Raw genomic sequence first — 13,056 nt, 5'->3', positions numbered from 1 at the left:
AATTCCTCATTGCAACAAGCACTCAAATAAGCACAAAGATTCTGCGCTACTAACACTTATTGTAGGAACATCGGCAATTTTATTATTTAATCCAGCCAATATATTCCCATGTCCAAACTCAATGAAATGTGTGATTCCCAAATCTTTTGCTTTTAATACTGTCTTATAGTATAAAACAGGGCTAATAAGCTGCTCTGTCAAAAAACGTAAGGCTTCTTGTTTTGTATGATAAAGCTCTAACGTTGCGTTAGATATAACCCGTGTTGTTGAATCTTGAATATTCGTTTCTAAAAGACCTTTAAAAGGGGGGATTGCCGCACTTAATAATGGACAATGACTTGCAACATTCATTTTTAATAACATTGCGCGTTTTGCTCCAGCCCGTTTGCATTCCTCTGCGGCTATATGTAAATCTTGTTTGATGCCAGCTAAAACAACTTGTGTTTCAAGATTATAATTTGCTGGCCAAACACGTAAGCCCTTCTGTTGTAAGCCTGCGCAAAGAGATTCGACTTTCTGCGCATGCAAGCCCAAACACACTAACATGCCCACCTCATCACTTGAAGAATGGAGATTATCACTCATAGAATCCGTCTGCAATTCTCCGCTGCATGCGCGAAACATCAACTCACCTCTCTTATGCGTTAGCATAATAGCACTTTCGAAATCTGTATCGCCATTCAAGCAGTAGGCACTCACTTCACCCAATGAATGTCCGAAGCAAATATCAGGAACGATTCCGTATTCATGTTTCACAATCTCATGCGCCATAGCACTTACTAGAAATATCGCTGGTTGCGTATATTGTGTTTGATTAAGTTTTTCTTCGTCGCTCTCTAATAGTTTATCCATATCAACATGTAGGCATTCACTGGCTCGTTGACTTAGTTCTTTAGCAATACTAAAATTCTCCCTAAAGTTCTTTCCCATACCAAGACCTTGCGATCCTTGCCCAGGATAAATAAAAGCGAAACGTTTTTTAGAATCCGCCATTCTCTATCTCCTATAAAATTAAAAATTTTAGATTATAACTAAAAACTCTTGAATTTTCATCCAGAACTAGGCAGAGGAATGTAGGTAGATTATATTATATCAATAAATAAACTTTACTTTGATACACTAAAGTTTATTTATTAAAAATATTTAGATTTGTCTTTATTTATCAAAGTTATGTTATAATTGCTAATTATTTACGTTACTCAAAAGGAGATATTATGGCAAAGAAAGCCTTTCAAACTGAAATCAAACAGCTATTAGATTTAATGATACACTCACTATATTCTAATAAAGAAATATTCTTAAGGGAGCTTATCTCAAACGCTAGTGATGCATTAGACAAGCTTAATCATCTTACTCTAAGCGACGATAACTACAAAACAATGGACTTCAAACCTCAAATTGATATTAGTTTTGATGCTGAAAAAAAAATCCTACGTATTGCAGATAATGGCATTGGTATGAATGAAGACGACTTGCATAATCACTTAGGTACAATTGCAAAAAGTGGAACAAAAAACTTCTTAGAATCCCTAAGTGGCGATAAGAAGAAAGATTCAAACCTTATAGGACAATTTGGCGTAGGATTTTACTCCTGCTTTATGGTTGCAGAAAAAGTTATCGTTAATACAAAAAAAGCATTAGATTCTACAGCTTGGACATGGATAAGTGATGGCAGCGGAGAATACGAAGTTTTAGAATCAAGTAAAGACAACTATGGCACAGAAATTACTCTTTACCTCAAAGACGAACATAAAGAATTTGTTAATCGCTGGAGCGTAGAAAACATCATCAAAAAATATTCGAATCATATCCAATTCCCTATTATCATTCACTATGAAGAAGAAAAAAAGGAAGAAGGCAAAGACCCCGTAAAAGAACTCAAAAGCGAACAAGTTAACAACGCAAAAGCATTGTGGACTCTCAATAAAAATGAGCTTAAAGCAGAAGACTATGAAGAATTTTACAAAACTATCTCCTACGACAGAGAAAAACCCATGAAATATGTCCATACACTTGCCGAAGGTAATTTGCAATATAAAAGTCTGTTTTATATACCAACTACTCCACCTATTGATATGCAACGTATGGATTATAGATCAAATGTGAAACTTTATGTAAAACGCGTATTCATTACTGATGATGACAAAGAACTATTGCCGTCCTATTTACGTTTTATTTATGGAATCATCGATAGTGATGACTTGCCTCTCAATGTAAGTCGTGAGATTCTGCAAGAAAATAAAATTTTAGAGCAAATCAAGAACGCCTCCGTTAAAAAAATCCTTAGCATGATAGAAACTCTTAGCAAAGATGAGGCAATATATAAAGATTTCTATGCAAAATATGGCAAAGTGCTCAAAGAGGGGCTTTATAACTATGGTGAAAATAAAGAAAAAATACTAAACCTTATGCGAGCATACTCATATAACAAAGGTGAGAATATCAGCCTAAAAGAGTACAAAGAGAATATGAAAGATGGGCAAGAAAACATTTTCTACGCAATAGGCAAAGATTTAGATTCTATCAAGAACAATCCTGTGTTAGAAAAATTTAAAAATTATGATATTTTGTTATTTGCTGACGAAGTAGACAATTTTGTCATTCCACAAATTGGCGAATATGAAGGCATCAAATGGCTTGATGTAACCAATAAAAATGCAGATGAAAAAATCAAAACGACAGTAGATGAAGAAAAGCAAAAAGAATTTGCAAATTTAATAGAATCCTTTAAGGCATTGGACGGAGTAAATGAAGTACACTTAATCGATAATATTAACTCGCCACTAGCCCTTACAGAAGAAAACTCACAAATGAGCTATATGGAACAAATTATGCGACAAATGGGACAAGAAATGCCCGAACCAAAGAAAAATATCGAAATAAACATTCAACATGAATTGATACAAAAAATTAACACTCTCGAAAAAGAACTACGCGATAAATATTGCCTTGTACTTTTCAATGGTGCAAAAATCCTAGAGGGGCAAAGCCTTAAAGATTCTAAAGCATATATTGATAATGTGCATGAATTACTACTGAAAAATTTAGTGTAATTTAGTAAGATCTACTACAATAAACTTTTACAAACATAACGCAAATATCCCTCTACAAGCAGGGGGATAACCCTCTATTGTATGTTGAACGTGTAAAAAATCTCCTAAACTCTGCTTATCGATAAACTGCGTACTTCTTTGTTCACTGTTCTCTGTATAAGAAAAGCTTATTAACTCACATTCACTAAAACCCGCTTTCAATGCAAGATTCTGCAACGCAGTTGGACTAAAAATATAAAAAACGTTTGTCATTTTGGCATAAGTCGGATACGGCAATAAAGCAACAGGTGCTGGACTATCAATAATAAGTGTTTCGATAATGAGGATTCCATCCTTCTTCAATGCTCTTTTGAGTTGCTTAAGTGTATGTAATGGTTCTTGTCTATGATATAAAACACCCATACAAAGAACGCAATCAAATTTTTTGCCAAGTCTTTCAATATCTTGCACGCCCAAAAGACGGTAAGAAACATTGCTTAATCTTGTAAGTTTCATAATAAGATAAAACTGCAAAAAGAATGTCGCGACAGGATCAATACCCACAATGCTTTTTGCGCCGCGCAGTGCTAAATCAAACATGTAATACCCATTATTGCAGCCTACATCTAAGATTTCTTTGCCTGCTATCTGATAATTTAACTTCTCAAATGCGTTCAATACCAATTGCATTTTAATATGACTCTGCCATTCAGAATCTATAAACAGGAAATGTTTTGTCGTATCGCGCAAATAAAAAGGCCCCTTACGCCATGGTTTCAACAGAAATACAAGTTGACGCAATAATGCAAATTGTGTATCTTGCGGAATCAAATCAAAAACAATATGTATTCCGTTTAATAAATTGCTAGCAGATTTTAACGTAGAAGCTTGTGCTATAACAGACATTTGTTGCAATGATTCTGATGTAGTTTGAGATTGCATACCTCGCAAATAGGCACTTAATTTTGAATCAAGGACACTAAAACACATGTTGATATTCGATTGTAAATTCGCAATTCTTTGTAAGACGGTAAGGTTATATGCGGATTCAAGATTGGCTATTTCTTGTGTAGTAAAATCTCGGGTAAGATTCTGATATGTTTCTTCTTGTATAGTTGATTGACGGCTCATATTACTGCTGCATATTATCGTTTATTTCAAAAAAATATTGTTGCCCCTTAGGCACATTAATAATGGTTTTATTAAGAGATTCTATTCTCGCAAACTCCACCTTGGACACCCCATAAATAATTGCTATATCAAAAGGTGCTTTATAAAGAATCTGATATAAATGCTTATAATGAGCAAAAGTGAGCTTACTATGATTAAGATTGCTTTTTGCTCTATTTTTACCAAATGTATGCCCGTGAGGGAAAAGGGAAAGAAGCCGCAAATGTGCTGCCTGTAAATCAAAGTACTCTGCAAGCAGCAAATCAACAGAGGGCTCGTGGATTCGTGGCAATACTTTTTGCATAATTTGCATAGCTTCCTTACTGAAATAAAAATCTTGCACACCCCAACGTGAAAGAGCTAATACCTCAGGATTCTTACAAAAAATCAAAGTTTTATACGCTGAAGAATTGCAAGATAAATGTCTATGTCGCACTATCTCAAAAAGTTCAAAGTGTTGCAAAGACTTTAAATTATACGAACATAACTTCGATATATTAGAATCTTGAGAGAAAAGTGTTGGCGCATGCGATACGTTGCGTCCTGGAGATTCGCACTCATGCAACAAAGTCCACTCAAGTAATGCAAGCACACTTTTAACAAAAGGCAAAAAAATAAAAGGTATACCCAGCACATAGGATAATCCACGATAAATAATTTTGGATTCCAAAAGATTAAAGGAAAATAACTTAAAAATAGTATCGTTATTTTTACGAATGGTAATGACATCAGGCTCTGTATCTTGAAATGTCATTTTATAATAGTAAGAATATATTTTTGGTATGTCGATTTCTTGCAAAGATTCAATGCTTGCAAAAACAAAATGAGAAAAAGCGGACGCATTCTTGCAATCTAATTCTTCGCTACTATGTAACTTATAATGTGTATAAAAGAACTGCAACGAATCTGGCAAGGAATTCGCATCGCAAATAGCCAAGTGAGGGGCAATACTCTTTAAAATATAAAGCTCCAGCTTACTTACAAGCATCACATGAGATTCTGATTCGCCAATTAAGTAACGAACGAGTCTTTTAATGCTCGCATGAATATCCTCTACATTAATCCACGCTATTTCATTGTCTGTAATATCAGCTTTGCCCTCAAAAACAATGCCGTATACTCCTTGCTTAACTGCTTCTGCAATATCGCATTTATCAACCGCAAAAAAAAGCGCGCCTTGCAAAGATTCTTGTTTAATATGAGAATCTCTAACATTCCCCCCATGAACCGTAGAAGCCATACCATGAAAACAACTAATATAAGGATCATTAAGCAATGTCCCATAAAGTATATCCAATGCTTTACCTAACCTCATGGTTTTCCTTAGATTTCTGCTTCCACATAATTGATGGAATCTAAATGCGAGTTATTTCATCAATCCGCTTATTTAGAGATTCCATTCATCTCGCATTTCAAGAAATTCTTGTACTTGTGATTTTATATCGTCATACAAAAAACTCTCCTTAAAACCATCCATGCGTCCGCCACTTGCATTTTTGTGCCCTCCACCATTAAAACATGCTTGACTAAGCATACTAACATCACATTTCCCATTAGAACGCAAGCTTACATTCCCCCTATTACTTACATCAATATAGAAATCAAATTCAGCATTATTATGTAAAAAACGATTCGCTACAACGGAGATTCCGCCCATACAATAACTCAAAAACCCCATTCTATCTTCATAAAACACTTTACACGTTTCTTTTTTTTCTTCCAAGAGCTTCACTAACGCACGGGAAACAATATTATCCATCGTTTCCTTATTCCTATCTCCGCCTAATGCAGCTTTCTTGAGAAAAAACAATTCATTATCAAAATCTACCTCATCAAACGCCATACCATCAATCAAACCTCCCGCTTTATTAGAATTGCATTTTCTTAGGAAATGAGAAGCCCGCTGCAATAAATCTAACTTATATTCTCTATGTTCTTTATCAAACATAAAACGATTAATTTCATTGCTTGTCGCAATCATACTCATAGCCACCTTGCCAAATTCGAATCCAAAACCATCTTCCAACCAAATATCTACAGAGTTAATCATTTCTACCATAGGTTTCAACCACTTTTGCACATGAGATTCTAATCCAAATCTATTCAAAAAATACTCGTAAGTGATTTTTGTTGCGCATCGACTGACGTCTAAATAATACCAATTGTATGTCTCTGCACTCTCTTCTCCTGTTGCATGATGATCGAGGAGTATAACTTCAACATCTAACTGCGCCAACTTTAAAGCGGCTACTTGTTCATTGAGAAACTTCGATTCACTAGGTGTAAGATTCAAATCTGTAATCAGGATAATAAATTTTTGTTTAGAATCTAACGTGTCGCTTGTATCAACGTGAATTGGAACGGGCTTACCAAAAATCATAGCCGTTGAGGCTGTAGTTTTTTTATAACTAGAAATAGCATTCAATATCGTGTTTAAACGAACTGCGACTTCTCTACCATAATTTGCATTGTAAAAGGTAATATCTTGAAAAAATTCCCGTGAAACGAGTTGACATCCATAGCCATCTAAATCAATATGTGAGAGGTGAAAAACTTTCATAAATACTTCTTTAATATAAAAATCTTTAATGAAGTATTATAGCCAAAATGGATTTATCGCTTTATAAAATAAATGTAGAAAGTCGTTTATGTAAAATAAGTGGCGGAACAGACGGGACTTGAACCCGCGACCCCCTGCGTGACAGGCAGGTATTCTAACCAGCTGAACTACTGCTCCAAGTATAACCCTATTGGTGGTCGCTACAAGACTCGAACTTGTGACATTCACCTTGTAAGGGTGACACTCTACCAACTGAGTTAAGCGACCAAGCAAGAATCAACATATCTTAATCGTCTTAAGATTATAAGGTTTAATAATCATAATGGTGACCCCTAGGGGATTTGAACCCCTGTAGCCACCGTGAAAGGGTGGTATCCTAACCGTTAGATGAAGGGGCCATTACGATAAATAGCTGCAACAATGGTGACCCGTGTTGGATTTGAACCAACGGCCCATTCCTTAAAAGGGAATTGCTCTACCAGCTGAGCTAACGGGTCATTTTGCAAAAAAGACCAGAATTATACTCCATTTTACCAATAAAGTCAAGAATTTAATTCATATATCTTTAAATTTGCAAATCCTTCATAGAGTTACCTCAATTAAGAAAATTTGTAAAAGTAGCAAAACCTTATCTCATCAATGTCAAAAACATTCTAAATCACAAATATAAAATATGGTGGAGTGTAGGGGATTCGAACCCCTGACCTCAACGCTGCCAGCGTCGCGCTCTCCCAGCTGAGCTAACACCCCTCTTTCTCTTTGCGCATTATAACTGCTTTGTGCTTAATACAAGTTGAAATTGGTTAGGCATTTAAAAAATGTTCAAGCACTTTCCGCAAAATACCCAAAATCTCAAAGCGTTAAAAAACCATTTATTCTCAAAAACTTGCAAATTAACTTTATTTACTCCGTACTATTAAAATTACAAAACATAAATTAACTGGAGACAAATATGAGCGGTTTTGAAGCAATTATTGGGTTAGAAGTACACGTACAGTTAAACACAAAAACTAAGATTTTTTGCACTTGTGTAACTAACTTTGGAGACATTCCTAATACCAACGTCTGCCCAGTGTGTTTAGGATTACCAGGGGCATTGCCTGTACTCAATCGAGAAGCACTCAAAAAAGCCATCTCCTTTGGCACAGCCATTAATGCCACCATTAACCAAAACTCTTTATTTGCACGAAAAAATTACTTTTATCCAGATTTACCTAAAGCGTATCAAATTAGTCAATTTGAGATTCCAATTGTAGGCAAGGGGCATCTTGACATTGAAATTAATGGTGTTACAAAAACTATTGGAATAACACGAGCCCACTTAGAGGAAGATGCAGGAAAGAATATCCACGATGGCAATATTTCTAAAGTAGACTTAAATCGCGCCTGCGTGCCGCTTTTAGAGATTGTAAGCGAACCCGACATGCGCAGCAGTAACGAAGCAGTTATCTACTTAAAAAAGCTGCACTCTATTGTCAAATTCTTAGAAATTAGCGACGCAAACATGCAGGAAGGAAGTTTCAGATGCGATGCCAATGTTTCTATTCGACCAAAAGGTGAAACAAAATTCTTCACGCGCGTAGAAATCAAAAATCTTAATAGCTTTAAATTTATTCAAAAAGCAATAGATTACGAGATTCAACGACAATGTAATGCCTTTGAAGCCAATACTTATAGTCAAGAGGTTGTACAAGAAACAAGATTATTTGATACACAAAAGGGTATTACAAAATCTATGCGAGGAAAAGAGGAGAGTGCCGATTATCGATATTTCAATGATCCAGATTTATTGCCTATATTCATAGATTCCATTCTGCTTGATGAAGGAAAAAACATTCCTGAACTGCCAGACAAAAAAATCAAGAGATACGTAGAAGAATTAAGCATTAAAGAAAGTGATGCAAGAGTAATTACACAAGATATAGATTTAGTAAAGTATTTTGAATTTCTTGTTGAACGCTCTATTCAACCAAAACTTGCATGCTCTTGGCTAACAGTAGAGCTACAAGGCAGGCTGAAAAATGGAAATACAATTGCCACTTGTGGAATCACACAAGAAAGTTTTTACATGTTGCTGCTACGACTACAAGAACAAAAAATCAGTGGTGCTGGAGCAAAAATCTTACTTGATAACTTAATACAAAATAAAGGCGGCAACATAGACTCCTTAATTCAGGAACTCAAATTAGAACAAATTAATGATGATAATGCGATACATAAAATTATTGATGAACTTCTTAGTAAAAATGCAGATAAAGTATTAGAATATAAAGCTGGAAAAGAAAAAATGCTGGGATTTTTCATTGGGCAAGTTATGAAACAAAGCAAAGGCGCAAATCCTTCAAGGGTAAATGAGCTTCTAAGAAAAAAATTACAATAAACCAATATTGTATTCTTTATCTTATATCCACAAATGTTTCAATTTATAAAGAATCGCTACAATAATCTGATTACGCACAATGAAGGAAAAGCTTGTATCCAAAAACGCTCAATAAAGATTGGTGTGAATTTCTAAGTGAAGAATTCTCGAAGCCCTATTTCGCGAATATCATTAAATGTTACAAGCAGGCGCAAGCACAGAACCAGACTATCTTTCCTCCAAGAGAATTAATTTTTAATGCTTTTAACCTAACTCCAATTGCCACAGTGCGTGTTGTCATATTGGGACAAGATCCCTATCATGGAAGTTTTCAGTCAAATGGACAAGAGATTCCACAAGCTATGGGATTAAGTTTTAGTGTACCAAGACAAGTGCCAATTCCGCCAAGTCTCAAAAATATTTATAAAGAGATCTCTCAAAGTTTGAATATTGTAATGCCAAATCATGGCGATTTAACTATCTGGGCAAAACGAGGAATATTGCTTTTAAATACAATATTCACAGTGGAGAAAGGAAAGGCGGGGTCGCATAAGGATTTCGGTTGGCAATATTTTAGCGATTCTGTGATAGCCAGAATCTCAAAAATGCTTGAGGGGATTGTTTTTATGCTATGGGGAAATTTTGCTAAAAGCAAAAGCAATCTGATTGATAGCAACAAGCATATTGTTATTGCTGCTCCTCACCCTAGTCCACTATCGCGAGGGTTTATAGGAAGTAATGTATTCAAACGCGCAAACGAAGAACTAGTAAGACGTGGCAAAGAACCTATTGATTGGTCACTATAATCACATTCTACAAATTCTTATACAACACAAAACTAAAAGTAAAATATTCTGATTAATGTATATAATCCTTTCCAAAACAAAAACCACAAAAGCACATTAAACAAAACAAGTTGGGTAATGCAATGCTTTGAGGACAATATAATTTATATTGACTGGCTTAATTTCCATTTTTCACAAGAATCAACTCCACTATTCATGCCGTACATAATCATAAAAAATAACAAGTTCTTGCTAACTATATTCAAGTAACGACCTTACGGGACTTATTAAATATCAACACTTACTAAATTATCAAAACTAATGAGCTTAAAATTATAATTTATGATTTAAACTATAATTTTAGCATCATTAAGTATTAAATACCCAGTGATAGAAAAATACTTTCTGTGTATTAGTATCTCCATGAAATTGCACGTGAATACTAAATCTCGCTTGATAGAATCCTTTTAGCGGTAAAGAGAAAGATTCTGATTCAAATACAACATCGTTATTTTCTATTTTTTCATCTCTATATTCATGTAACGGAACTTTAAATGACTCAACCTCTTTGCTCTCCATATTTAAACGTACAAATTCTAATTCTGCAAACTTTATTAAAGGATATTGTCCATCTCTATTATTTGTTGCCTGTCCAGCAAAAACCAAAAATAACATATTGTCTTCAGGTTTTAATTTAATATGCTCTTGTGGCTCTGTTTTGGGTGCAGGGGGTTTTACATAATAAGGATTCTGTATCTTATAAATACTTTCTCTATTTGGGTGTTTATTAATACCAAGATAGGGAATATAAAATGTCTCAAAACGATTTTGTATATTCATAAGTTCATTGATATTTGTATCAACAAATAGTTTTTTTTGGCTAAAAGCAGAATCTGGTGCAATGCTTTGAATTGAAGAAATGCGTACGGATACTACAATTAATATAATTCCCAAAAGAATAATAAACAAAATACCCAATGGCCAAAAAGTACGTCTATTAGACATATTATTCCTTGTGTTTACTAAGAAATCCAAAATACACAAGCAAAAACAAACTAATAAGAGAAAACAGCATAATATAGATTATAGAACGTACCCCACCACTCGGTTTTTGCATTGGTTGTGGAATATTCAAATCCATCTTATAGTGCGAAGCTATTTCGTGGGCAATTGCTAAATATACATTTGATACCCCTGTGTTAACCCCTTCTCTATATTCGTTTGAAGAAGTACTCACCGCAGGTAAATAGGGGTATGCATATTCATTAAGCAAATAAGATGTATCCAAAAAATCAACATTACTTTTTAACGTAATATGATGATCGTCATAAAAGAGAAAGAGAACCGCATAATTACCCTGTATTCCAGATAAAAAGTTATTTTCATAATCACGTCGCAATTTAAACTTGTCTTGATAACTTAATAAGCGATTCTTATCAGTAACTTTCGTCATAATCGGTGTTTCTTTAAGAACATGAACGAATAATTTAAACCCTGTATTTTTATATATCAAACTAGATACTTTCATAACGGAACTTTTTGCAAGATCAGAAAATATATTAGCCTCATCCACAAAATAATTATTACAACATGTCTCTTGTGATAATTCATTTGCAACAGATAGGTTGTGGCATACAACACTTAGAATACACAAGCTAAATAATTGCAAAATACCCTTCATAACTATGGGCTTTATCTTTATACGGCATGAAGATATTGATAAGGAGAAAGTGTTAATGCAATAGTTAAAACTGCAAAGCCTACAAGAGTCCAAGCTACTAATTTCTCAAACGGTGTAAATTTCATATAAATCTCCTTTATTCTTGAACAGTTTGAAATGCCTTATGGTTATTACCATCTTTCTTTTTCAAACTCTGTGTATCAATAGTATAAAAAGTAGTGGCAGTAGATTGTTGAACGCGTATAGCATTATAGCCAACTATAACTGCTGCCAATACTACGATCAGAACTGCCAATATAAAGCCTACTAAACTGTTTAAAATATTAATAATTGCCTGCATTTTTGCTCCTCATTATTGAATTTTGTGTCGAGAAGCAATAAAAGATTGTAATGCTTCAACTTCTTTGTTGCTAAGTCCTAAATATTCAAAAGACGGCATAAATCCTATGTTTCCTTTTTTCCCATATTTAAGTACATTTGCTAAGAACTCTGTTTTGCCATAATTTTGTAGGGAAGGCGCTACACCCTCCATACCTTCACCATTATCTCCATGACAGCTAAAACAAGTACCTTCACCATGATAAATCTCTTTACCATATTTTACTAACTCTTCATCATAGGTATTGTTGGTATCACCCACAATTTCACTCATAATATAATGGGCTACTGCTTGTATATCTTTTTCCTCAGTAAGTAAGCCTTCGGGCATTGCTCCATATTCCTCACCCTCATCATTTTTTAATCCCATACTACCATGTCTAATAGTGTCCATAATTCCATCAAGCTTACCCCAATGAGTAAGATTTTGTGCTTTTCCATCAATTCCTTCCGCAGTAATCCCATGGCATTGTGCACATTGCACAAGGAATAGCTGTTCTCCCATTAATTTAAGCTTTTCAGAATCTAAATTGGCATAAAGAGAATCAAATCTCTTACTATATGCTTGAGATTCTTCATTATACTCTCCAATTTGAGAGTAGGAGTTAAGAGGATAACCAAAAAGGATATACCATATAGCCCAAAGCGACACCCCAAATAATGCAAACAAATAACCAACCGGAACGTCGTTACTAAATTCGCGAATACCATCCCAATCATGTCCAGTCAAAACACCGTCATTGGTTTCTGTTTTCATCTTTTTTATATAGAACCAACCAACAGCAATGGTTAAGAGTAGGATAATCACCGCTCCAATCAAGCCAATAAGATTAATATGGTCATCTAACCAATCCATTATCATCTCCTTTAATTGTATTATTTTGAATTGATTCAATAGGTTTACTGTCTAAAGAATCGTCAAGTGCTAATTTGCCATATTTTTCATAATCCACTTTACCCGTTGCTTGAGCACGATAAAGATAAATAATGTAAGAATATAGCCAAATAGTAAGAAAAACGATAGAAAAAAAATAGGCTGCATTAAGACTTATAAGGTCAAACCCATAAATTTCAAGACTCATAGTATTTCC

At 34.5% G+C, this 13,056-nt stretch carries 12 protein-coding genes and 5 tRNA genes; 3 read left to right on the top strand and 14 right to left on the bottom strand.

The features are described from left to right. Positions 1–6 precede the first annotated feature (6 nt). On the bottom strand, positions 7–993 hold the full coding sequence (fabD, locus tag CQA66_RS04405) for an ACP S-malonyltransferase (protein WP_104763539.1): 987 nt from the start codon (positions 991–993) through the stop codon (positions 7–9). 221 nt (positions 994–1,214) lie between these two features. On the opposite strand from fabD, the gene htpG reads away from it, so the two are divergent. Beyond that, positions 1,215–3,053, top strand: coding sequence for a molecular chaperone HtpG (gene htpG / locus CQA66_RS04400; protein WP_104763538.1), 1,839 nt, complete (start codon positions 1,215–1,217; stop codon positions 3,051–3,053). Between the two features lie 27 nt (positions 3,054–3,080). Here the strand turns inward: htpG and cmoB are convergent, their stop codons facing one another. The 8 genes from cmoB to CQA66_RS04360 all read right to left on the bottom strand — a co-directional run bounded on the left by cmoB (position 3,081) and on the right by CQA66_RS04360 (position 7,512). Then, positions 3,081–4,163 (bottom strand): tRNA 5-methoxyuridine(34)/uridine 5-oxyacetic acid(34) synthase CmoB, encoded by a 1,083-nt coding sequence (gene cmoB / locus CQA66_RS04395; protein ID WP_104763537.1) that lies wholly within the window; start codon positions 4,161–4,163, stop codon positions 3,081–3,083. 1 nt (position 4,164) lies between these two features. Then, positions 4,165–5,517, bottom strand: coding sequence for a hypothetical protein (locus CQA66_RS04390; RefSeq protein ID WP_104763536.1), 1,353 nt, complete (start codon positions 5,515–5,517; stop codon positions 4,165–4,167). Between the two features lie 72 nt (positions 5,518–5,589). Then, positions 5,590–6,762 carry a DHH family phosphoesterase gene (locus CQA66_RS04385; protein ID WP_104763535.1) on the bottom strand — a complete coding sequence of 391 codons (1,173 nt, stop codon included), beginning with the start codon at positions 6,760–6,762 and terminating at the stop codon, positions 5,590–5,592. A 100-nt stretch (positions 6,763–6,862) separates the two neighbouring features. Then, positions 6,863–6,939: transfer RNA gene (locus CQA66_RS04380), tRNA-Asp, on the bottom strand. A gap of 14 nt (positions 6,940–6,953) precedes the next feature. After that, positions 6,954–7,029 (bottom strand) — tRNA-Val (locus CQA66_RS04375). A gap of 56 nt (positions 7,030–7,085) precedes the next feature. Beyond that, positions 7,086–7,160, bottom strand: a tRNA-Glu gene (locus CQA66_RS04370). Between the two features lie 23 nt (positions 7,161–7,183). After that, positions 7,184–7,259 (bottom strand) — tRNA-Lys (locus tag CQA66_RS04365). A gap of 177 nt (positions 7,260–7,436) precedes the next feature. Further along, a tRNA-Ala gene (locus tag CQA66_RS04360) sits at positions 7,437–7,512 on the bottom strand. A gap of 202 nt (positions 7,513–7,714) precedes the next feature. Here CQA66_RS04360 and gatB point away from each other — a divergent pair. Both gatB and ung read left to right on the top strand, forming a co-directional pair. Beyond that, on the top strand, positions 7,715–9,142 hold the full coding sequence (gene gatB / locus CQA66_RS04355; RefSeq protein ID WP_104763534.1) for an Asp-tRNA(Asn)/Glu-tRNA(Gln) amidotransferase subunit GatB: 1,428 nt from the start codon (positions 7,715–7,717) through the stop codon (positions 9,140–9,142). Between the two features lie 92 nt (positions 9,143–9,234). Further along, positions 9,235–9,927 (top strand): uracil-DNA glycosylase, encoded by a 693-nt coding sequence (gene ung / locus CQA66_RS04350; protein WP_104763533.1) that lies wholly within the window; start codon positions 9,235–9,237, stop codon positions 9,925–9,927. Positions 9,928–10,275: 348 nt separating this feature from the next. Here ung and CQA66_RS04345 read toward each other — a convergent pair whose 3' ends face one another. From CQA66_RS04345 to CQA66_RS04325, 5 genes are all read right to left on the bottom strand, one after another. Then, positions 10,276–10,911: a hypothetical protein gene (locus tag CQA66_RS04345; RefSeq protein ID WP_104763532.1), complete on the bottom strand. Its 636-nt coding sequence runs from the start codon at positions 10,909–10,911 to the stop codon at positions 10,276–10,278. Position 10,912: 1 nt separating this feature from the next. After that, a complete protein-coding gene (locus CQA66_RS04340; RefSeq protein WP_147289205.1) occupies positions 10,913–11,434 on the bottom strand; it encodes a hypothetical protein in 522 nt (173 codons plus the stop codon). A 289-nt stretch (positions 11,435–11,723) separates the two neighbouring features. Further along, entirely contained in the window at positions 11,724–11,927 is a 204-nt protein-coding gene (locus CQA66_RS04335; RefSeq protein WP_104763530.1) for a DUF4006 family protein, read from the bottom strand. Positions 11,928–11,939: 12 nt separating this feature from the next. Beyond that, positions 11,940–12,821: a c-type cytochrome gene (locus tag CQA66_RS04330; RefSeq protein ID WP_104763529.1), complete on the bottom strand. Its 882-nt coding sequence runs from the start codon at positions 12,819–12,821 to the stop codon at positions 11,940–11,942. Continuing rightward, a complete protein-coding gene (locus tag CQA66_RS04325; RefSeq protein ID WP_104763528.1) occupies positions 12,805–13,047 on the bottom strand; it encodes a cytochrome c oxidase, cbb3-type, CcoQ subunit in 243 nt (80 codons plus the stop codon). The genes CQA66_RS04330 and CQA66_RS04325 overlap by 17 nt, the downstream gene beginning before the upstream one ends. Between the last annotated feature and the right edge of the window lie 9 nt (positions 13,048–13,056).

Origin of the sequence: Helicobacter aurati, assembly GCF_003364265.1 — a bacterium.
Classification (GTDB): domain Bacteria; phylum Campylobacterota; class Campylobacteria; order Campylobacterales; family Helicobacteraceae; genus Helicobacter_A; species Helicobacter_A aurati.
This window is presented reverse-complemented; position numbering and strand designations above follow the sequence as displayed.

Coding starts and splice junctions, on each gene's coding strand:
- fabD (WP_104763539.1), bottom strand. CDS start 993: ATGGCGGATTCTAAAAAACGTTTCGCTTTTATTTATCCTGGGCAAGGA.
- htpG (WP_104763538.1), top strand. CDS start 1,215: ATGGCAAAGAAAGCCTTTCAAACTGAAATCAAACAGCTATTAGATTTA.
- cmoB (WP_104763537.1), bottom strand. CDS start 4,163: ATGAGCCGTCAATCAACTATACAAGAAGAAACATATCAGAATCTTACC.
- CQA66_RS04390 (WP_104763536.1), bottom strand. CDS start 5,517: ATGAGGTTAGGTAAAGCATTGGATATACTTTATGGGACATTGCTTAAT.
- CQA66_RS04385 (WP_104763535.1), bottom strand. CDS start 6,762: ATGAAAGTTTTTCACCTCTCACATATTGATTTAGATGGCTATGGATGT.
- gatB (WP_104763534.1), top strand. CDS start 7,715: ATGAGCGGTTTTGAAGCAATTATTGGGTTAGAAGTACACGTACAGTTA.
- CQA66_RS04345 (WP_104763532.1), bottom strand. CDS start 10,911: ATGTCTAATAGACGTACTTTTTGGCCATTGGGTATTTTGTTTATTATT.
- CQA66_RS04340 (WP_147289205.1), bottom strand. CDS start 11,434: ATGAAAGTATCTAGTTTGATATATAAAAATACAGGGTTTAAATTATTC.
- CQA66_RS04335 (WP_104763530.1), bottom strand. CDS start 11,927: ATGCAGGCAATTATTAATATTTTAAACAGTTTAGTAGGCTTTATATTG.
- CQA66_RS04330 (WP_104763529.1), bottom strand. CDS start 12,821: ATGGATTGGTTAGATGACCATATTAATCTTATTGGCTTGATTGGAGCG.
- CQA66_RS04325 (WP_104763528.1), bottom strand. CDS start 13,047: ATGAGTCTTGAAATTTATGGGTTTGACCTTATAAGTCTTAATGCAGCC.